Genomic DNA, 22,619 nt, shown 5'->3' with positions numbered 1-22,619 from the left:
CCCTCTTTCCTCATTAAGATATGTTCAATCTTTACTTACTCGTTGCAGTGCTGCACATGCTGCTTGATAGGCGGGTAACAAAGCATCCAGCAAAGGTTCTGCTTTCCGTGATTGACCTTCCTTCGCGAACTGCTCTATCTGAGCAAACAACGTTGATAAATAACGAATCCCCAGGCTCAAACTCCCTGATTTCAGATCATGGGCTACCTCGGTTGCAGCAACATGGTCACCGGACACAATATGTCTGCGCAGCGCCTCAATTTTGCCAGGTGTATCGGTACGATACATGTCCAACAACATACCAAGGAGTGTACGATCGCCATCGGTGTTTAATTCCGCAATCTCATGTACGATGCTCATATTTAGTACCTCGGTCGGTTCGGACGATTGCTGCCACTTCTCGATCATCTTACTCAGAATTTCCAGCGTGAAGGGTTTGCCAATAAAGTCATTCATCCCGGCTTCCATACACTTGTCTTTCTCTCCCTGCATGACATTACCTGTCATTGCAATGATTGGTGTGGTATGGCGCATTTCATCCATTTCTATCGAGCGGATTTTGCATGTTGCCTCCAAACCGTCCATCACTGGCATCATATAATCCATGAAAATCAAACTGTATTTTTTGCTGAGAAAAGCAGCTATTGCCTCTTCCCCATTCACTACAGCGTCCACTTGGGTTATCCCCAGTTTTTTGAGCTGCAACATAACAAGCTGCCGGTTGATGACATTATCGTCGGCCAGCAATACAGATACAGAAGGAGCTTCATCATCCATATCCTGCCCCTGATGCTCTTGAGCGGAAGCAACAGACTGGTTACCGTCTTTCTTACCAAGTGTAAGTTCGAACCAGAATGTTGATCCTTCACCCTCCTGACTGTCTACTCCAATCTGACCTTCCATCAGTGTAACGAGCGACTTGCAGATCGATAATCCAAGGCCCGTTCCTCCATACTCACTTGAGCGTCCTCGTTCAGTCTGCACGTAGGGTTGAAATAACTGGTTCTGATCTTCTTCCGAGATACCAATGCCCGTGTCTTCGACTTCAAATCGGATCATTTGTGTAATCTCATCATCTTTCATAAGGGCGACTCGTATCCGCACCGTACCTTCTGATGTGAATTTGTTCGCATTCTGAATTAGATTGATCAGTATCTGTGTAATCCTCGTTGAATCCCCTTCAAGAAGAGTAGAGATTCTGGGGTCACAGTCTATCGATAACTGATTTCCGTTCTTTCTGACTTGGGGTTCGAGCAAACGAACAATATAGTTTATCGTCTCTTGCAGATCCACTTCTCCCAGTTCAAGTCGCATCTGACCCGCCTCAAGTTTGGACAGATCCAGAAGATCCTGAATCAGCTTAAGCAGCAGTTTGGCAGCATCCTGTATAACGGAAACGGAATTCTCCTGTTCTTCAGACAATGGAGACAGCTTCAGCATCTCAGCCATTCCCAATATGCCATTTAATGGCGTACGAAAATCATGACTGATGCCGGCAATAAATGCGATTTTTGAATCACCTGCATCTACTGCTTGCTGACGTGCAGCTTCAAGACTGTTATTGTTCTTTGCAAGCAGACGCTGGAGTGTCACCAGTTCATTATTCATTTCCGAGAATTCCGTAAGTGTCCGTTCCTCTTGCTCTTTACTCCGGATCATCTGATCTGATAACTGCTCAATCGTTCTGCGTAGCCTCTGTAGCTCTCCGCTCTCATTAGACATCACAACATCCCTCTCCTAATCCCTAACCATATCAAGATAATTACATGTAGCTGGCTGAGACAGTAATTGTTCTGCAACCGCTACCGCTTCATCGGCTCCTGGAGCATAACCGTCAGCTCCTATCGTTTTCCACAACTCCTGATCAATATTAAAGGGATATCCCCCCACCATAATCTTCACATGTGCCGTTGCCGGATGATGACGGATCAGATGAATCAACTCTTTGGCCAGATGAAGGTGATACGTCATCGTAACTGAAATCGCAACAACATCGCCCTGATGCCGCTCTATAGCCTCTATTACACTTCCATTGGGAACATTGGCTCCCAGATAGTGCGTATCCCAACCTTCCATCTCGAACACATCTGTGAGCATACGCAGTCCGATCTCATGTTGTTCACTGCCTACACAGGTAGCCACTAGTTTTTTATCCTGACCCGTATGAATCAGCCAGCGAGAATAAAGACGTGATATGAATGACTGGGTCGCTGCCGTACAAAAGTGTTCTTGCCCCACACTGATACGATGGCATTGCCACAATCGTCCAATTTCATATTGGGTGGGCTGAAAGATATATCGATAAATATCACGAATCGTCACTCCAGCTTCTAACAGGGCTTCAATGATCTCGAAGGCTTCTTTCCGTTTATTCTCAAGCAAACACTGCAAGTACGATTGCGCGGCATCTGCATATGGCATGGATTCGTTGATGTAACCCGCCTGTGACTCCATATGTGTTGTTCTATATATTCCCATCTCCAGATACTCGAGCAGAAGTGCCTTTGACGGATGGTCAAATTCTTCTTCCAATGTCTCTTTGATCAGATTGAGATTAATCGCCAGGTCTTCTGGTGATACCTTCTACTTGATCCAATCCATCCATTCCGCTCTTAATCGTTCTGTTCCATTATACATGAGCTTTCGATGATCATGTTTTACACACGATGAATATATAGAACAATCTTCCTATATTATGGAGGGCCTTGCAAGTCAGTCAGCCAGTATATACCTGTACTTTTCGAGTTCCACAAAAAAACTGACCTGCGTTATGAACGCAAGTCAGTTTTCCCTTCTGCCGCCAGTCCCAGCTTCTTCAACATCTTAATCGCATCTACTTTCTCGGAAGGGTCAAGTCCTTCCAAAGCATCAATGATGACCTGATGGTGTTGAGGAAATATCTGTGTGAACAATTCTCTTCCTTCCTCGGTTAACTCAGCGTAAATGACACGCCGATCTTCCTTGGATGGTCGACGAAACAGCAGATTTTTATTTTGCAACTTATCTACAACATACGTAATATTACCACTGGACATTAACACCTTTTCACCAATCTTTTGCAATGCCTGTGGTCCCTTATGATATAACAAATCAAGCACACCAAATTCTGTCGTATTCAGTCCGTGACTCTGGATGTCCCGATTGGAACGTGAGGTCACAGAATTGTAGGCCCGAACAAGAACCACGAATAATTGTAAAGACAGTTCCCGGTTGTCCTCCGTGTTCAGCATTTCAATAATCCTCCATCAGTTGTTTACATTTCGGCTCGTATGAGGGGCAAGCTTCTGCTCCCACTCCTCACGGAGCATCCCCATACGAATTGAATCATAGTACTGCCCGCGAACGATACGACACTTCCGCATTCGCTCCTCTACCTGTAATCCGGCTTTCACAGCCGCACGCATCATACGTTCATTACCAGACCAAGTAGTCAATCCAACCCGAACCAAAGGCATCTGTTCGAACAAATGACTTGACCACATGACAAGTGAGCGTGTGCCAACCCCGCGTCCCCACTGGACAGATCTGTATATTACAATCCCTATTTCCAGCCACATGGATAACTCATCTTCTATGTAATAGCTGATTGTACCCACAATTTGTCTGTCGGATTCAATAATACGGATTGATACGGGTTTGGAATCGCCTGGATCTACGTCCATACGTTTGAGCATACCTTGTTCAAAACTTTCATAACTTTCGTGTTTAAGTGGGTAATAGGGTGCATCCCATTGCTTCCATTCAGATACGTCATCACTGTAGATCTATTCGTAGAGTTCTTTCAGATCCTGTTTCTCCACACACCTGAGTACAAGTTCACCATCAACGATTGGCAGTTCTTTCATACGATGAAAAGCACCCTCCTCCATATTAAGAACGATGAAGCTCTTCGATACTGCCGTCCGCATTGGCAAGAATGACTGTACTAGCCATATCCACAAATAGTCCGTTATCAACAACACCTGGTAACATGTTCAATTGAACATTAAGGTCCGCAGCGTGATCAATCGCCTCCAAGTGGCAATCCGCTATCAGGTTTCCGTTGTCTGTCAGATAACGTTGCTGTCCATCCATCCGCCACTGTGGTTGACACCCCAATTGTTCGAGCGCCTGGAAGGTCCACTCAGAAGCAAATGGAACCACCTCAACTGGAAGCGGGAATTTCCCCAACTTTTGTACGGCTTTGCTGCCATCCGCTACAATAATCAATTTGTCACTATTGGCCGCCACGATTTTCTCACGCAAAAGAGCCCCTCCCCCCCTTTAATCAGGTTAAATTCGGGATCTACTTCATCAGCGCCATCAATGGTCAGATCCAGACGTCCAATCTGGTCAAATGGGACGATGGGAATCCCCCATTCACGGGCAAGCTTGTCCGAAGCCTCTGAAGTGGCAACCGCTTGAATGTTCAATCCATCACGTACCCGCTCACCGATTCGGCAGATGGCATAATAAGCTGTTGAACCTGTACCCAATCCAACCTTCATTCCATCTTCAACATATTCTGCCGCACGCTCTGCTGCTATCTGTTTAAGATTCATCTATAAACCCCCGCTGCTCATAATTTGAGAAATGCATATGTAGTTATTATAGATAAAACCGCTTCCGATGTATATCCGTGCCTTCTGTTGCATCTTTACCATCATATTTTTGTTTTGTTGAAGGATGTATTTTTACCCACCATGTTATAGAATACAGAATGAAGCTAAAAAATGGGAAATTTTAAAATAAACAGTTCTAAATACCTATAAACCATCTGATATGTCCATAAATACGTAAAATATTAAAAAAAATTTAACGATACTATTCAATTTAACGACATTTTATACGACATATTAATTATAGATGTGTTTTAATAATTAGACACCTATGGTTCATACGGTACATAAGTCTCTACGAAAGCGACTGATAAACCAAGACCATGGTCGCATAAATTTCCTTTGGAGGGGATCACGGAATGATCTAGTTCACTGTACCAATGCAACCCTAAAGTTTCTTAATTTAAAGAAGATCAGGAGTGGAGTTTAGTGAAATCATTAAGTTGGAAAAGCATGTCGTTTTTCTCCAAAAATTTGTTACTCTCATTTACTAATATCGTTATCATCGGGGTAGCACTTATCGCAAGCAGTTACTATTTTCAGAAAACAGTTCTTGTTGATCAGCTGCATGGACAGGTGGAACAAATCACCAAAAAGTGGGCTGAAGATATCAATCCTGCCGAGGTACAAGCTGCTATTGCGGAAGGTAGCTATGATGGAGCAGCACAAACGAAATTACGAGCGTATTTCGATGAGATGCAAGAATATTATCCTAACATTGCACAGGCCTACATCTTCGGTGTTGAGCTCGGTGGCGATAACAAGAGATTAACTTCCCTTGTAGCCATGCCGACCAATCTAAGAGAGGCTTTTCAAAGTGAGAACGTAAATATTGGTGACATGTATGAGCAGCCGGTCGTTGTAGCCAATGCATTGAAAGAAATGCTTAATACGGATCGCCCAACATTCACAACATTTTATTCCGATGATTTCGGAACATGGACAACCATTGCATATCCAATCAAAGACAGCAACGGAAAGATTTTCTCATATTTTGCCGTTGATGCAGATGCATCAGCCGTACCCGCAGGACTAAACTCCTTGCTCAAAAACGGAATTATCATCCTTGTGGCCTTCTTGCTATTATTCCTGATTATCCAATACCTTGTAGTTAAAAACACACTTTCCCCTATCCGTCACTTGATCAAAGGAATTGATGACGTAAGTCGGGGTAATTTGAATGTCAACATTCCGACAGGCAAAGACGATCTGGGACTCGTTAACGAGAAGTTCAACACCATGGTTCGCAAAATCAACGATACTATCGTTAAAGTGCAAATCACGTCACAAGAAGTAAATCAGTCTGCCAAAGAGCTATATGAAGTTTCCGAGCGCAACAGTGAGAATGCAGATTCTATCAATAATAATGTAACTCAGATCACTTCCAACATTCGTTCACAGGAACAGGCAACCCGGGATAGTGCACGTGCCATGTCCGAGATGGCTACCGTAATCCAGACGATTGCCAGCAGCTCGGCAAGTGTAGCGGATGAAGCCTATGAGATGGAACGTCGTTCGCAACAAGGTAACAGCGTTGTCCGTCAGGTATCTGAACAGATGAATCTGATTACGGAATCGGTTAAGAATACCGCTTCTGCCATTGAGGTTCTGGAGAGTCGTTCACAGGAAATTGGCGATATTCTCAATATCATCTCGGGTATCTCCAGCCAGACTAACTTGCTTGCTCTTAATGCTTCCATTGAAGCGGCTCGTGTTGGTGAAGAAGGAAGAGGATTTGCAGTTGTTGCAGGTGAAGTACGCAAACTTGCCGAGCAGTCTGAACAAGCAACCAGCCAGGTTGGCGTATTGATCCAAGAGATTCAAGCTGGAATTAAACAAGCTGTGCGTGCAATGGAACAAGGTACGTCAGAAGTAGATACAGGACTCAGCGTAGCCGATCAAACAGGACAACTGTTCGAAGATATTTTAGAAGCAGCGAAAAAAGTATCTAATCAGATTCAGGAAGTATCAAGCGCGACGGAAGAAATCTCTGCGGGTACGGAGGAAATGACCGCTACAGCAGACGACTTGTCTTCAAGCGTAAGTAAGACAGCAAACAGCAGTGAACAAATTTCCTCATCTGTTGATGAGCAAAAAGCATCTTTGATTACACTGGTAGACTCCTCCACACGCCTTAACAGCATGTCTGAGGAACTCCAAGAATTGATCTCTCATTTCAATGTAAGCAAACAATAATTCGAATCCACAAACATTCGGTTTGAACCAAGGAGGAATAACTGAAGTGATTGAAAACCAACCATCTTCTTCCCATTCCATGGAATCTAGCTTGCCAGTTCTGCAGATTCCACTGGATTTTGGGCGACGTCAACAATCATTCTCTTATCAGTCTGCTCAAATCACATTACATGCTTCTCTGAGCCGTGAACTTAAACAGAAGTATGGAGAACAGATGGTGTACCCGGTACTACTCTCAGCTTATGCAGCCTTGTTATTCCGATTGTCAGCTGAACAGGAACTTGCCATAGGTATACTTTCCCCCGATCAGGCAGCTTCCTATCTTTCATTACAGATTCAGGGGAAATTGACCTTCAGCCAACTATGTCATCAGGTTTCAGAGCAGCTCAAGATTGAATACACGTTGCAAAACGGTGGATACCCTGAATCGTTTTTTATGCTGAATAGTGTACAGTTGCCTCAAGCTCCTCAAATATTAAATTGGAACGTTCGAGATGATCAGAACATGCTCATCCTCGATCTGTTCTATGATAGTTCACTGTTAAAAGAGTCTACCGTGCTGAGATATGCAGAATATTATCAGACTCTTCTACTCGCCCTTGTGCGTGACGGTGAGAAAGCAATCGGTACGGTAGATATTCTTTCCGCCTCAGATCGATTGCTTTACCGTGAAATGAATGATACTTCTGTTCTCGAACCAGAGAATCAAACAGTTCATGGCTGGTTCGAAGCAACGGCAGCGGCATATCCGGATTCACCAGCGATAACATCGCCATCCAAAAGTTATACGTACAGGGAATTGAATGAACGAGCTAATCAGGTTGCACGTGTTCTATTATCCAATGGATTGCAGAAAGGTGAATTCGTCAGTATCTTTATGGATCGAAGTCTGGAGACGATCATCTCCCTGCTTGGTATTCTGAAGGCAGGTGGTGCATATGTTCCGATCGATCCTGAGCACCCACAAGAACGTAACAGTTATATCGTGGAAGATACGGCGTCCTCATTCGTGCTGACAACGGAGGCTTCTTATGCCCAAGCTTCCAGCTTGTTCTCCAGTATAGCTACGGTCCGCCAGATTCTCGCTGTGGATGGTCGTTTAGCCGGATTTGCAGCAAGTAACCCCAATCTGGATATTCAGCCGGATGATCTTGCGTATATTATCTACACGTCAGGGTCGACCGGTAAACCCAAAGGTGCACTGATTGCCCACCGGGGTGTAACCAATCTTGGCAGTGTGGTTCAGCGTGATTGTGACATTCAACCAGGTGATGTATTAACCCAGTTTGCTACATACAGCTTTGATGCATCCGTGTGGGATACCATTGGCGCCTTGTTCTATGGAGCAGAATTATATCTGTTGTCTGCGGAAGAACGTGTATCCGTTGAAGAATTTGCAAGTGCAATTGAACGGACAGGAACAACCATCATTACGATACTGCCTACGATTTTCTTCAATCAGCTTGCTTCCTACTTATCCGATGAAGGTTTCCACAAGCTGGCCAAAGTCAGAATCATAACTGTAGCCGGAGAAGCGTTATATGGTGAACAGGTTCGTGCCTTCCAGCGCAAATTCGGAAACCAGATTGATATTGTTAATGTGTACGGACCTACCGAATGTACGGTAGCCACAACTACTCACCGCATCAGTGAGCAGGTTCCCGAACATGTGGTGAACATCCCTATCGGTAAACCAATTCATAACTACAAAGTATACATTGTGAATGAAGAACAACAGCTCTGTCCGGCAGGTGTACCTGGTGAGGTATATATTGCTACCCCAGCACTGGCCAAAGGTTATCTGAATCAGCCAGAACGTACTGAGCAAGCATTCATTGAGAACCCGTTTGCGATAGGTGAGAAAATCTACAAGTCTGGCGATATTGCCAAATTGCTGGATACCGGTTTGCTGGAATATGTTGGTCGCAGTGACTCACAGCTAAAAATTCGTGGTCACCGGATTGAGATCGGGGAGATTGAAGATCACTTTGCACGGCTTGATCAGATCCAGAACGTTGCTGTCATTCCGAAGAAAGAATCCGATGGACAAAATATGCTGGTTGGTTACTTTACATCGAAAGATGGCAGTACCCTCTCTGTTTCGGACATCAAGGCAGAACTGACGGAGAAACTTCCTTCTTATTTTGTACCAAAGTGGATCTGTCAGCTGGATGAAATGCCGATTGCACCAACTGGGAAAATCAATCGCAAAGCGATGGTATCCCTGCCTCATGTGGAACGACATGAAGATCGCCCTGACCGGGTCATGCCTGAGACGGAGACGGAATCCATTATCCTGGACGCATGGAAAGAAATCCTTCAGCACGATGACTTCGGTGTCGAAGACAGCTTTTTCAATATCGGTGGTGATTCACTCCGGGTCATTCATGTACTGGTCATTCTGAAGCCACATTATCCGCAGCTGAAAATTGCCGACTTCTTTGCCGAGAAAACAGTCCGCGCTCTCGCTCGTCGTGTGGAAGTATTGTCTCTTAGTGCTGCAGAAGTTACGGATTCAGTGATGACCGAAGGCATGATTACACAATTATCCGAACACCCTGTGGAGCTAACATCCCAATTGGGGTATCCTCTCATTCGTGAACCTGAGCATGTGTTACTGACCGGAGCAACTGGTTATCTGGGCTCTCATGTGCTGCAACAGTTAATTCTGAATTCCAGTACACGAATCTACACCCTTGTTCGTCGACCCTCCAATGGAATAACTGCAATGGAACGTTTGACTAACGTGCTGGAAGGTTATTTCGGCAAACAACTGACTGACCAACTCTCCACTCGCGTGGAGATTATTGAAGGGGATCTCGAACAACCTAATCTCAGTCTGTCTGCTGAACAAAGGGCTTATGTTCAGGATCGAATTGACCGTGTCATCCACTGCGCTGCAGACGTACGTCATTTCGGAGATGCCGATCAGTTCGCCAAAACAAACGTGGAAGGAACGGTCGCATTGCTAGACTTGATTCGCAGCAAACCTGGGGCCTCCTTCCACCACGTATCCACGATGGGGATTCCGGAAGACCTGGCACTCAGCGGACAATGGGAATCTTCCCTGCAATATGATCGTTTCCCGGCTGACTTGCATGTGGACAACCTGTATTCGGACAGCAAGCTTGAAGCCGAGAAAGTGCTCATGATTGCCGCCGAGGAAGGTGTACCTGTCAGCATCTATCGTGCCGGTAATCTCACTTGCCACTCCGAAACTGGACGCTTCCAGTCCAATATTGATAGCAACGCCTTCTATCGTATGATCAAAGCGATGTTATTGCTTGGCAAGGCTCCTGCGGCTGACTGGATGGTTGATTTTACACCGATCAACTATGCAAGTGAAGCTATCGTTCATCTGGCCTTACGTCAGGATACCGCCGGTCGTGTATTCCACATCTGTAATCCGGAGCCCATCCGTTATGATGAGCTGATCCGTTCTGTGAATCGGGCTGGTTACGAAGTCGAAACACTACCTTTCGCGGATTACACACGTTGGTTGTTCGATGCGAGCATTAGCAAAGAGCCGGAAGCTCTTCAGTTGGCTATTGCACAGCTTGAAGGCGACGGTGCGAAGGATTCAGCATATGTCTATGCCTGCCCTGTCACAACGGCTTATGTGGAACCTGCCGGTATCTCATGTGCGAGAACAGATGATCGCTTCATCTCCGCCATGTTGGACTACGCCGTTCAGATTGGATATTTCCCGTCTGCAATCCGGCGCCATAACGGCACTTCTACAGCAATGGAGTAAGTTCACTCAATCATCAGCATTTATTAATAAATAAGGTCGCACGAAGAGAAGCCATCTTATCGTCATTCACTGACGATAAGATGGCTTCTTCACTTTGCATTTTTGGATCATTCTTTTAGACCCATCGGATAATTGCAATGATGGCAAGATGAGCTGGATAGAAATAGCGCCAGACCCAACGTGGCCCCTTCATACGGAATCCCGCTTGGTAATACTGAGCAATAGCAATGCCGGCGGTTGCCAGCACACTATACATTTGCACAGAGCTGTTATGCAGCAGAAGATATAGTGCATTTAACAAGACATGTGCCACGACAAGTACAGGACCCTGGAAATAGCGGAATAACAGAACCAATAACAACCCGTACATCCCGTAATCCATTTGGCTAATTTCCATGAACCAACCTGCTCCAATTACAATCGGAATCGCCAGTAGTTTGGATTTCAATTTATCAATAACGAATAATACCAACAGGGCTGACCACAATGTCCATACCACGTTCAGAGAATAATGATTAAACGCAGCCATGAACGGCACCTGTGATATGATCGCGATCCAGAACAGCCGCCATATGTATTTTTGTACGTCTCGTGTATGTTTATAACCGACATACACTGCAAAAGCATAGATTGGAAAAGCGATACGGCCTATGATCCTCAACTCTATAATATGTGGAAAAAAGACAGCCCCTATATGATCAATTAACATCGTGATCATGGCAATCCACTGCATCATGTTGCGACTCCCCTCCCTTGTTGCCGACGACACGAGTGTGCCATTCATTCATATAGTGCGTCTTTTTGAGCAACCTCTTATACATTAAGTTCATAATACATGAATTTGGTATCCTGTGCATATCCTTCGGATTCATATAAAGCTTGCGCTTGTTTGTTACTTAACTCAGTTGAGAGTGATATACGAAGAACTCCTCGCTCAGATGCCAATTGCTTGGCTGCTTGCAAGAGCTTCCTGGCAATGCCTTGCTGACGATAATCCGGATGCACATATAGATCATTAAGTACCCAGACAGGCCCCATCGATACCGAACTGAAACTGGGATACAGTTGAACGAATCCGGTGCAAATTAAGCCACTCGAGAGTGACATACCGTTACTTACATCTGTCCCATGATCACTTTCCGCATCTGTTTCTACTACCAAAATCACCGATTCATGGCGTTCCATTCGTTCTCTAATATACTGACGTGCTGCCTCAATGTCAGCATTTTGGTTGTAGAACATCCTGTACTCATTGAACAAACGTCCCACTTCGTTACTATCAGGAAGACCTGCTTGTCTGATTCTGTGCTGCATTTCACTCAACTCCTCTGGGATGGAGAGCATCGTCTCCTCCGTTGTATTTCTTTCAATTGTAAAACAGTCCTTTCCTTTTCCCCATTCATCATCTGCATCAAAGTTTGTAGTATCTTGAGCTGTGAGCTGACATTCGTTCGTGCGCGCTTCCAGATTGCATCTTGCTTATCTAGTCCATACCAATTCTGTACGTTTTGTTATATTTACTTCGTATTGGCAAAAATAAAAAAGACGACCAAAGCATCCACTGCTCCGTCGCCGTAATTATTCAGTTCGATTCAGCATTCTGCTGTTCCTGACCAGGATCAGTATCGGGGAAAATGACGCCTTTTTTCAAAATCAGATTGGCGTATTGCGCTCGCTCACCAGTTGCAACAATCACATAGGCATTCGAAGCACGTTTATAAAAATCAAATCGCTCTTCATGATCAAAAGCATCCGTAATGCCTTCGTATTCTTCAATCAACCGGCGATAGTCTTCCCATATGATCGGGATCACCTGATCCCCTTTCACAACCTGCATGACAGCAGCGGGACGCTCAGCATAGGTATCCAGTGGATATAATTGCAGGATGGCATCCAGCAGTTCAACGACTCCCAGTGCATCACAGCGTACCAGTCGCTTGGCATGACTGGCTGCGGGGAAATTGCCATCCGCCAGAACCAACTCGTCTCCATGACCCATTTCGGACATGATTTTGAGTAACTCTGGAGGTATTATTGCGGGTATATTCTTTAGCATACACAGCTCTCCTTGGTCATCTCCAACATCAGTTAGAGCAAATTTTTTTTCCATTCTTCAAGCACGCTAGACATCGATTCTATAAAAGCGGTTTCATCACTATTCTAACAGTATTTTTGTATCATTGCACAGCACACATGTAAGTTCGATATGAGAATATTTCATTTTGACAAAAATACTTGTTTGACATATAGTTGTTGTAACAACTAATTAATTGGGACATTTTATTATGGAAACGAGGTCTAACAATCACATGGACTATACACTGGAACAATCTGTTGGATTCATGCTGGGTTTCACACATCGTAAAGCAGTAGCTTTACTTGCAACGCGATTCAAACCTTATGATATTACGACAGAGCAATTTTCTGTTCTATTTAATGTTGACCGCGGTGAAGGTGTGAATCAGAAGGAACTCGCTGCACGTGTCTTCAAAGACCAACCCACCACTGCGCGGATTATTGATCTGCTTGAGAAAAAAGGCTGGGTAGAACGCCGGACCAGCGAACAGGATCGCAGAGCCTATCTGTTATATCTCACCACGGAAGGCAAAGCGTTAATTGATATCCTCGTTCCGATTGAAAGAGAAATGAATAAAGAACTTGCTGAAGGTATATCCGAAGACCAGATGGAAGCATTTAAACATACTCTTTCCCTCATTAACCGCAACTTGTAATGAATCACAACTCAGGGGGAATACATCATCATGAAAGAACAATCTACACAACAAGTTAGACTATGGACCACCGATTTTATACTGCTGATGCTGTGCAACTTCTTGTTGTTCTTGCAACTGCACATGATTGTCTCTCCGCTTCCGTCCTACGTTCAGGAGCGATTTCACGCCAATGCGTTTGAAGTAAGTTTATTCACCTGTCTGTTTGCACTAAGTGCCATAGCAGCCCGTCTCTATTCCGCGAAAGCACTGGAGAAAGGCCTTCGTAACGCCATGATCTATATAGGCCTGTCCGTAGCCCTGCTGGCAACGCTCGGCTATTATTTTGCTGCCGGTATAGCTGTGCTCTTGTTGCTCAGAATGTTGTTTGGTATCGGGTTTGGTATGAGCAGTACCGCTTTTCCAACGATGGCCTCGGACATTGTGCCCGTCAAACGAATGGGTGAAGGTATGGGTTACTTTGGTCTATCGACTAGCCTGGCTATGTCTATGGGTCCAATCATTGGGGTCACTCTGCTCCAGGGTGCAGGTTTTGTAACCCTGATGTTATGCACTGCGGGTGTGCTCGCTGTGATCTATCCACTGAGTTATTCGCTGACACGCAAAAAAGCAGTCAGAACCGATAACAGTACAACCATCATGCCACAAGCCACAACAAGTGCTTCAGGGTCCAACCCGAAACAGAAGACACCTTTCAACCGCAAGCTGATTCTTCCCAGTGTGCTGAATTGCCTATTATCCATCACCTATGGTGGGCTTGTCGGATTCATCGTTTTGTATGGTAAGGAAGCCAATCTGGCCAATCCTGCGCTGTTCTTTTTGTTCAATGCACTCGCCGTGTTAGTGGTTAGACCATTTGCAGGACGGATCTATGACAATAAAGGTCCAAAAGCACTGCTCATTCCAGGAGCAATATTCGTTGCTGTCGGCCTCATTCTGCTCTCGTATGCAACCTCCATGTCCCTCCTGTTCATTGCTGCCTTTATCTACGGAATCGGTTATGGTTCCATGCAGTCGTCTCTGCAGACCTGGATGATTCAAGTTGTATCTCCTACTCAACGGGGTATGGCTAATGGCATGTTTTTGAACTCGCTGGATCTGGGTATTGCGACCGGTGCTCTTCTTCTTGGCGCCATTGCGGCCATAACCAGTTATACCGATATGTATCGATATTCCGTGATGTTTATGATTCTGTTCTTGCTTATATATCTGATTCAGGGAAAACGAAGCGGCAGCTTCTCCATTGAACCTCATGCTCTGCTCGCTCATACTCATATTACTGCAACGGAACCACCTCAAGATCAATCCAAGACTTCAGAATCTGGAGCCGGCAACACCGAAACTAGCCAGTCAAATAAAAGCAAACACGAATGATTGGTTAAGGTCATTCTGCTCATAGAAACGAGAAACGCGTTTACACCGAGAAAGCAAATTCATCCGCTTTCTTAGGCGTAAACGCGTTTTTTTATTGGAACAGATCTGAATGTTAAACTTAAGACAGTATGGAAATGAACGCAGTGTACAGCACCGTCTATCTAAAATGGACTTTTCTTGCGACCTATGGGAGCATACCTTCTACTCGTCTCGATCACATCCATAGATGTTTCATCCTGTTTCTGCTTGCTTCCTGAAGTAGGTTGATCTCCCTTATCCGGCTTAACTGCGAATAAGGTGAGCAATCCGCCCACTGCGCCAGACGCAGCGAGCACACCAAAAAGCAGGAAATGATGAGAACCGATCAACAAAGAAACGACAGGTGGACCGAGAGATACCCCAATGAATCGCATGCTGCTGAACAGAGCCGTGATTGTGCCCCGCTGTTTTTTGTCCACGCCTTCTGTAATCAAAGCATCCAGACATGGTAACGTTGCACCTATTCCGGCACTTCCCAATGTGAAAAGACCTACTACAACATAGATATTATCGAATAAACCTATAACGCCAAGGGATACCGTCAGAAGCGCAAGTCCTGCGAAGCCAAGCCATTTCATTCGCGTTTTGTTCTTCCCAATCCACTTCCCTGCCAGGAAAGAAGACAAGCATAACGCTGCCAGCGGAATCGCAAGGACAAGTCCTTTAAGTACACCTTTCAGGGCAAATTCGCTCTCCAGCGTCTCGGATAGATAATATAACACACCAAAGATGACAAACATGCAAATACCGCCGATTGCAAACAACGCATACAACCAGCGTCCCTTTTCTTTTAATACGTCACGAATGGATGCTACAAATTCAGGAAAGGTGGGAGGCTTTTCTTTTTTCCGTGGAGTCTTCACCAGGAAAATAACAAGAACCAGCGAAAGCACGCAAAGAATAGGAATAGCCATGAATGGCGCATACCACAACCAGACTGCCAGCGCTGCACCCAGAATCGGACTTATGACTTTACCAAACGTATTAGAGGTCTCAATGATACCCAGACTTTTGCTTACTTCATTCTCATCATTAAACATGTCCCCAACCAGTGGGATAACAATAGGAAATGCCCCGGCAGCACCTATTCCCTGCAATAACCTGCCACCTAGAATGGTCCAGTAGGCTATGTTTCCGTTCAGCATCCATGCTGCCACACCAGCGACAGCACCTCCGACGGCTGCTATAACGAGGCTGGGAATGATAACTGCTTTTCTGCCAAAACGATCCGACAAGTACCCTGCAAGAGGAATAAGCAGGATGGCAACTACAGCGTAGACTGTAATGAGCATACTGACCTTAAATGCAGATACCTTCAACTCACGTTCAATCTGTGGCAGGATTGGTATTAGCATGGAATTACCCAAGGTCATAATTAAAGGGATGGAAGCAAGTGCGACGAGGTCCCACTTTTTATCGTTCATACCACAACCACCTTTACAGATTCTACACACAACAGCATTATTGTGCTTGTTTCGGAGGTTGATTATTCAGGACATGCTACAACTACAACAATCTAAAGTGCCGTAACGCTGCTCCACCTTTGAAGACAATATATAGCTCATTCACCTTATGTGGGGCCTCTAGCGAACACTGAACTGTTGTCCACTTGATATCTTTCCCATTCACACTGCCTCCAGGTCCAGAAACTTCACACACACCGAGCAGTTTGCCCTCCAGTCCTCCGGAACGAATCTCCAGTCTGCCCTCTTCCCCAAAAGCTGCCACTCTGGCTTCAAATCCTTGTACTTCTTGAACAGCATTATGGTTGAAAGCGATCCAAGACGACTGCTCCTCTCGATATAAAGGTTCCTCCGGAGTGATTGCCCGAATTGCCGAACGTCCTTCCAGACATTCATCCAGTAGAACACCTGCACAAGCATCGTAATTCTCCGCAAAGGTAAGCAAGTGCAGCGGACGATCAGGAATCGTCTCACCTTCAATTTTAATATCAGCCGACTGACGTATATCTGTGGAAGAACGCCCTGCCAGGATGGACCAGGTCGCTGTCTCCAGGCAGTATCGATCTCGGGTAACATCCCATAGCGCCAGCTTCTGAACAGGAACTTCGAAACTTATCGTAACACACGTCCCTGCTTTGACATGAACACGACGGAAAGCAAGCAGTTGCTTCTGAGCACGTTTCACTCGGGAGGTATATGAAGATCCATAGATCTGTACGACTTCATCACTGTCACGTTCACCTGTATTGTGTACCTCCACCTCAATCTTCAATTGATCTGTGGTGGTGGCTTCCGCCGAAGCACTTCGACTTACACGAATCGCTTCATATTCGAATTCCGGATAGGTCAGACCATGACCAAATGCATATTGAACTGGTCCTTCATGATACATATAGGTCATGCCATTCTGAATGATGTCATAATCCATCATGTCAGGAAGCTGTGATTCATCTTCATACCATGTCATGTTTAATCTGCCTGCCGGGGCATAATGACCTAACAGCACATCCGCAAGCGCGTTCCCCAATTCCTGACCTGCATGTGTCATATAAACGATGGCGCGGGCAATACCTTTCAACTCCTGCAAGGCAAATGGATAACTGCCCATAATGACAACCACCGTATTGGGATTGGCTTCACACACGGCTTTGACAAGCTCGACCTGACTCGGCGGAAGCAGCAGACTTGGGCGATCAATTTCTTCTTTGCCGTTGATATATGGGCTGTTGCCAACAACAACGACAGATGCATGACTGCCACGTGCAGCTTCTACGGCTTGTTGTATTCCGCGTTTCACAATATCAATATTGAATGCAGAAGGTATCTGTGTATTGCCAGCTGATTGACTTGCGTGTCCAGAGGCACTCACATTACCCTGAGTTGTACCTGTAGCTGTAGTTTGTTCTCCTTGTGGCCGGAGTGGTGATACAGCAGACTGTCCCTGATATTCGCTCAGTCCAACAGGAATACCGTTCCACGTCCGCAAGGTGTTACTTCCATCCGTTAGAGGATCTATTCGAACAACTTCCTTCACGAACCAGCCACCAATCTCCGGTGCGTTTGCCTGATATATGCCTTGCTCGGTTAAGCTAACGTATCGATTATTGTTCACACTTCTCAGCGTATGACTTCCCCAACCCCAATCCTGATGTACAAATTCGACGGCTGTAGGTGCACTGACTTCCGGTACAGCGACGAGTGATCCTTCCACACCCAAGGTTATAACCTGACTGTCTGTTGTCTTCAGCTGAATACGGTCATTCCCATCCACATAGGTCACGTCTGCTTCAGGTAGGCGATTGCGCAATCCATCGAGGACGGATACACGATAAGGCAGTGTGCCACTGTACCAATCGGTATAGACAACATCCGCAAGTGGCCCAATCACACTGATTTTCTGCAACGCTTCTGGCTGCAACGGAAGCAATCCATCATTTTGGAGCAAAACAATCGATTCGGCAGCAGCACGATAACTAAGTTTGGCATGTTCCGGTGCACATAATACCGACTCGGGAATAGACGCATATGGATTGAGCCCGGACTGATCGAGTTGTCCAAGTCGCATTCGCACACCAAAGATGTTGCGGATCGCTCTGTCCAAATCAGTTATTTCCAACAGATTCTGTTCAAGAGCCTCCTCCAGAGCAGATACAACAAGATCAACTTCATCTGTAAGACAATCCACTCCTGCCTTCAACGCACTTGCTGCTGATTCGGCATGACTGGTGTGATAACCATGATAATCGACCGTCTGGGACAAATCCCCACCATCACATACAATAAAACCGGGCATCGACCACTCACCCTTAACCACATCATTCACATATGGACTTTCAATGGCAGGTGTACCATTGATGGAATTGTAAGCTGTCATCATGGACAAGGCTCCACCTTCCACAAATGGTGTCTCAAATGCTTTCAAATAATATTCCCGCAGATTGCGCGGATCAATGCTGGATGAACAATTCAGCCGATCTTTCTCATTATTATTGGCAAAAAAGTGTTTCAATGTCGCAACCATTTTCAGATAAAAAGGATCATTCCCCTGCATACCTTTGACGAGAGCCGCCGACATTTCTCCCGTGAGGACCGGATCCTCGCCATATCCCTCTTCCGTTCTGCCCCAGCGTGGGTCACGTTCCAGATCAACCGTTGGTGCCCACAATGTTAACCCGTGAACCTCAGGATTACGGTGATGGTATGCCCTCGCTTCATCGCCAATGACTGAACCAATCTCCCGCATGAGACTTGTATTCCAGGTACTGGATAGACCGAGCGGTTGTGGAAATACCGTTGCCTCCCCTTTCCATGCAACCCCGTGGGCAGCTTCGCCCCCAACGTTGTAGGCTGGAATGCCCAGTCTTGGTACAGCTGCTTCGCGTGTAGGAATTAGTTGGATCTTCTCCTCCGTTGTCAATCGTGCAATCAGGTCATCCAACCTTTCCTCAAGTGAAAGTGACGCGTCCCACATCGGGTATTGATGATACTCCTTCATCCTTCATTCCCCCTGCGAATTAGTTAAGTCCAAGTTGCTTCCATTGCTGCAGTAAATCCAGCGTGCGCTGGCGATACTTCTGACCATCTTCAGGTTGATTAACCTGATGTTCATGAACGTAGGCATTAAAATACGAAGACAGTATTCGATAGGCAAGCCTGCGTGCCTGTCCTTCAGCGGATGAGTCCAGTGGACGATCATATCCTTCATGAAAAGCCGCTGATTCTGACGACAATATGGCTTCAAACTCCCTGTCGGCAAACATGGAACGATCTCCGTCGATGATGGCCGCAATGTTTAGCTCACCGTTTTCCACATGAACAAGCACGTTGGCTTCCCACAGGTCATTATGAACGAGTACCGGACGGGTCACTTGATCAAATAAGTCTTCATTTTTGATGAAAATAGCAACGATATCTTCTCCCACACCTGACATATAATTGACTTGTGCCGCTTTAAGTGCCGTTTCTTCTGCAAAAGAGTGCAGCACCTCGGACCATTGATCCGATCCTTTAATCGTCCCATCCCCCTGCGGCCAACCAAACGATGTACCCTCGATCTGATGCATGATGGCGGTATAGGCGCCAAGCTGATGGTACAATCGCTCTTTGTCTATATCTGAAATCGATGCGTGATCCAGCTGCTTACTCGGGATAAACTCCATAAACATGTACGTTCTTGGAATGATCGATCCGCTGTCATCACAAGCGATAATGTTGGGAGCAGGAATGCCTGCGTTACGGTAATATTCATACACAATCGGTTCAGCCGCCATCATCGTACGTTCAAACGAAAATAGGGGATCACTCGCAGAACCAGCCGTCATCTCACCCCGCTCTGGAGCCAAACGTAAAATCACATCCGTATAGGATGTATGTTCAAGGTGAATCCGATAGGTTGTATTAAAAAGTCCACCTTGCAGGAGACCAAACTGCTTCACTTTGGTATCGCTTCCAAAATTAATCTCTACCAGTTGATGCAGCATCTCTGCTGATATCGTGCAGTGCAAACCGGAATTCATTGTACTCATTTCATTCAATCTCCTATCATCGTAGACAAACAGACGGCACCTTTCGGCACCGTCCTTTTCTTGTACTATATCATTTTACAGTTGGATTGTAAGCGAGCTTGCGCCTGTTGCTGCCGTAACAACAACACCATTTGCACCAGACACTTGGGAACCACCTTCAACGCTGGATACACTCTCAATGCCGCGAAGCACCAAGTTCCATGGTTTGCCTGCACCTTCAGCACGAACGTCCAGCACTGATCCATTACGTGTAACGTTAACCGTCAGCTCCTGTTCAGCCGCTTGGTTCACAACGACAGCTTGAGCCGTTTGACCATCAGCCAGTTCGAACAAGTGCAAGGACACATCATTTGCAAAGTCGTAATCCGGTTTGCTATCCACCGCACCCACAGCGATCAGACTGTTTGGCTTAATCATCATTGGCAGTGTTTTGAAGTCATGGTTTTCACTGATCCAGCGTCCACCTTGTACTTTCGCTCCTGTCAGATAGTTCGTCCAAGTTCCTTCAGGCAGGTAATAACGCACATCACCTTCCTTGTTGAAGATTGGAGCCACCAGAATCGAGTCACCAAACATATATTGCGTATCCAAGCTGTATGTTGTTGGGTCCTCTGGGAAGTCCAGCAGCATAGCGCGCATCATCGGAATACCTTTTACCGTTGACTCTACCGCAGAATTGTACAGGTACGGCATCAGGCTGATTTTGAGTTTGGTAAAGTCTCGAACAACGTCCACGGATTCCTCGTCAAACAACCAAGGCACACGATACGAAGTGCTTCCGTGCAGGCGACTGTGTGAAGATAACAGTCCGAATTGTACCCAGCGTTTGTAGACGTCAGGGCTCGCTGTGCTTTCAAAACCACTGATATCATGGCTCCAGAATCCGAAACCGGAAAGTCCGAGCGAGAGGCCACCGCGAAGTGATTCAGCCATGGATTCATACGTGGAAGAGCAGTCACCGCCCCAGTGAACAGGGAACTGTTGACCACCTGCTGTTGCAGAGCGTGCAAACAGGGCAGCTTCGTTTTTGCCAATTTTCTCTTCAAGCAATTCAAATACAGCTTTGTTATAGAGCTGTGTATAATAGTTGTGCATTTTAACCGGATCAGAACCATCGAAGTACACAACATCTGTCGGAATTCTTTCGCCGAAGTCGGTCTTGAAGGAATCTACACCTTGATCCAGCAGGACTTCCAGCTTGCTCTTATACCAGTTCACAGCATCCGGATTCGTGAAGTCAACCAGAGCCATACCTGCTTGCCACATATCCCATTGCCATACGCTACCATCGGCTGTTTTCACCAGATAACCGTTCTCCATACCTTCATCGAATAAGTAGGATTTTTCTGCAATATATGGATTGATCCAAGCACAGATTTTAAGACCCTTCTCTTTCAGACGTGCAAGCATGCCTTCCGGATCCGGGAACATCGCTTCATCCCATACGAAATCAGACCATTGGTATTCCTTCATCCAGAAGCAGTCAAAATGGAATACTGACAGCGGAAGATCACGTTCAGCCATGCCATCTACGAAATGGTTAACCGTTGCTTCATCATAATCCGTTGTGAATGAAGTTGTCAGCCACAGACCAAAAGTCCATGCCGGTGGAAGCGCTGGTTTACCTGTTAATTTCGTATAATTATCAAGTACATCTTTAGGATTGTCACCGCCGATAATGAAGTATTCCAGAGTCTCTCCTTCTACGCTGAACTGCACTTTTGATACATTCTCAGATGCAATCTCGTATGATACGCGTTCAGGATGGTTTACAAATACACCATATCCTTTATTGGACAGGTAGAATGGAATGTTCTTATAGGACTGTTCACTGCTTGTACCGCCGTCCTCATTCCAGGTATCGACGATTTGGCCATTCTTAACAAACGGTGTGAAGCGCTCCCCGAGTCCGTAAACGTATTCACCAATACCGAGATCAAGCTGCTCGCGGAAGTACGCTTCCTTGCTTGGACCTGTAATATAACCAGCCGCTCTTTGACCGCTACCTGTAATGCGTTTTCCTCCATATAGGAAGCTAACGTCCCAACCGTTTGTTTTGTCGATTTGAACTTCCAGGTTGCCGCTTTTCAAAACAGCACCTTGTTCATTTTTTGAGATGTCAACGTTTACATCTTGCGTGTTAAGCTCAAAAACAGGCCCTTTTTTCACGCCGCCTTTATGATGATTCAAGGTTACACGGATAACGTTAGGCATAGGTGAGCTGTACGTTGCTTTCAGCAATGTACCGTTCAATGTGTCGCCTTTGGTACGAATATATTTAGTTGCCGCATATACGGTCACAGCATTGTCTTTTTGCACAATATCACGAATGTCAGTCGGGTTTTGAATTTGGTACCCTTCACGAGTCATCCAGAATCCATCAGTAAATTTCATGTTTTCTTTCCCCCTTTGGTTATATTATAATAATATTGATATTA

Annotated in this window: 15 protein-coding genes and 1 pseudogene; 4 read left to right on the top strand and 12 right to left on the bottom strand. The window is 45.6% G+C overall.

The features are described from left to right. Positions 1-24 precede the first annotated feature (24 nt). From BS614_RS14600 to rpiA, 5 genes and pseudogenes are all read right to left on the bottom strand, one after another. Entirely contained in the window at positions 25-1,722 is a 1,698-nt protein-coding gene (locus BS614_RS14600; RefSeq protein ID WP_074094516.1) for an ATP-binding protein, read from the bottom strand. A gap of 15 nt (positions 1,723-1,737) precedes the next feature. Then, positions 1,738-2,532 carry a cobalamin B12-binding domain-containing protein gene (locus BS614_RS14595; RefSeq protein WP_074094515.1) on the bottom strand — a complete coding sequence of 265 codons (795 nt, stop codon included), beginning with the start codon at positions 2,530-2,532 and terminating at the stop codon, positions 1,738-1,740. Between the two features lie 236 nt (positions 2,533-2,768). Further along, positions 2,769-3,230, bottom strand: a complete 462-nt coding sequence (locus BS614_RS14590) for a MarR family winged helix-turn-helix transcriptional regulator (protein WP_017689273.1) — start codon at positions 3,228-3,230, stop codon at positions 2,769-2,771. 15 nt (positions 3,231-3,245) lie between these two features. After that, complete coding sequence (locus tag BS614_RS14585; RefSeq protein WP_342351894.1) at positions 3,246-3,764, bottom strand: GNAT family N-acetyltransferase; 519 nt, start codon at positions 3,762-3,764, stop codon at positions 3,246-3,248. A gap of 106 nt (positions 3,765-3,870) precedes the next feature. Next, positions 3,871-4,541 (bottom strand): annotated as a pseudogene (gene rpiA / locus BS614_RS14580) (ribose-5-phosphate isomerase RpiA). Between the two features lie 510 nt (positions 4,542-5,051). Here rpiA and BS614_RS14575 point away from each other — a divergent pair. Next, complete coding sequence (locus BS614_RS14575; protein WP_074096847.1) at positions 5,052-6,794, top strand: methyl-accepting chemotaxis protein; 1,743 nt, start codon at positions 5,052-5,054, stop codon at positions 6,792-6,794. A 79-nt stretch (positions 6,795-6,873) separates the two neighbouring features. Beyond that, positions 6,874-10,548 carry a non-ribosomal peptide synthetase family protein gene (locus BS614_RS14570; protein ID WP_074096846.1) on the top strand — a complete coding sequence of 1,225 codons (3,675 nt, stop codon included), beginning with the start codon at positions 6,874-6,876 and terminating at the stop codon, positions 10,546-10,548. Positions 10,549-10,663: 115 nt separating this feature from the next. Here the strand turns inward: BS614_RS14570 and BS614_RS14565 are convergent, their stop codons facing one another. The 3 genes from BS614_RS14565 to BS614_RS14555 all read right to left on the bottom strand — a co-directional run bounded on the left by BS614_RS14565 (position 10,664) and on the right by BS614_RS14555 (position 12,604). Then, positions 10,664-11,284 (bottom strand): TraX family protein, encoded by a 621-nt coding sequence (locus BS614_RS14565; protein WP_244898319.1) that lies wholly within the window; start codon positions 11,282-11,284, stop codon positions 10,664-10,666. A 77-nt stretch (positions 11,285-11,361) separates the two neighbouring features. Next, entirely contained in the window at positions 11,362-11,862 is a 501-nt protein-coding gene (locus tag BS614_RS14560; protein ID WP_074096844.1) for a GNAT family N-acetyltransferase, read from the bottom strand. A 268-nt stretch (positions 11,863-12,130) separates the two neighbouring features. After that, on the bottom strand, positions 12,131-12,604 hold the full coding sequence (locus BS614_RS14555; RefSeq protein WP_074094514.1) for an RbsD/FucU family protein: 474 nt from the start codon (positions 12,602-12,604) through the stop codon (positions 12,131-12,133). A 229-nt stretch (positions 12,605-12,833) separates the two neighbouring features. Here BS614_RS14555 and BS614_RS14550 point away from each other — a divergent pair, with 229 nt between their 5' ends. Further along, the gene (locus tag BS614_RS14550; RefSeq protein WP_244898318.1) at positions 12,834-13,280 is read left to right on the top strand and encodes a MarR family winged helix-turn-helix transcriptional regulator; all 447 of its coding nucleotides are present in this window, start codon (positions 12,834-12,836) and stop codon (positions 13,278-13,280) included. Between the two features lie 30 nt (positions 13,281-13,310). Beyond that, a complete protein-coding gene (locus BS614_RS14545; RefSeq protein ID WP_074094513.1) occupies positions 13,311-14,654 on the top strand; it encodes an MFS transporter in 1,344 nt (447 codons plus the stop codon). A 161-nt stretch (positions 14,655-14,815) separates the two neighbouring features. Here BS614_RS14545 and bcbE read toward each other — a convergent pair whose 3' ends face one another. The 4 genes from bcbE to yicI all read right to left on the bottom strand — a co-directional run bounded on the left by bcbE (position 14,816) and on the right by yicI (position 22,575). Beyond that, positions 14,816-16,117: a bacillibactin exporter BcbE gene (gene bcbE, locus BS614_RS14540; protein ID WP_074094512.1), complete on the bottom strand. Its 1,302-nt coding sequence runs from the start codon at positions 16,115-16,117 to the stop codon at positions 14,816-14,818. Between the two features lie 82 nt (positions 16,118-16,199). Next, positions 16,200-19,151 (bottom strand): glycoside hydrolase family 3 C-terminal domain-containing protein, encoded by a 2,952-nt coding sequence (locus BS614_RS14535; protein ID WP_074094511.1) that lies wholly within the window; start codon positions 19,149-19,151, stop codon positions 16,200-16,202. Between the two features lie 19 nt (positions 19,152-19,170). Beyond that, on the bottom strand, positions 19,171-20,181 hold the full coding sequence (locus BS614_RS14530; protein ID WP_074094510.1) for a phosphotransferase family protein: 1,011 nt from the start codon (positions 20,179-20,181) through the stop codon (positions 19,171-19,173). A gap of 75 nt (positions 20,182-20,256) precedes the next feature. Next, the gene (gene yicI / locus BS614_RS14525) at positions 20,257-22,575 is read right to left on the bottom strand and encodes an alpha-xylosidase (RefSeq protein ID WP_074094509.1); all 2,319 of its coding nucleotides are present in this window, start codon (positions 22,573-22,575) and stop codon (positions 20,257-20,259) included. Positions 22,576-22,619: the final 44 nt, after the last annotated feature.

It is taken from the genome of Paenibacillus xylanexedens (genome assembly GCF_001908275.1).
In the GTDB taxonomy this organism is placed as follows: Bacteria; Bacillota; Bacilli; order Paenibacillales; family Paenibacillaceae; genus Paenibacillus; species Paenibacillus xylanexedens_A.
This window is presented reverse-complemented; position numbering and strand designations above follow the sequence as displayed.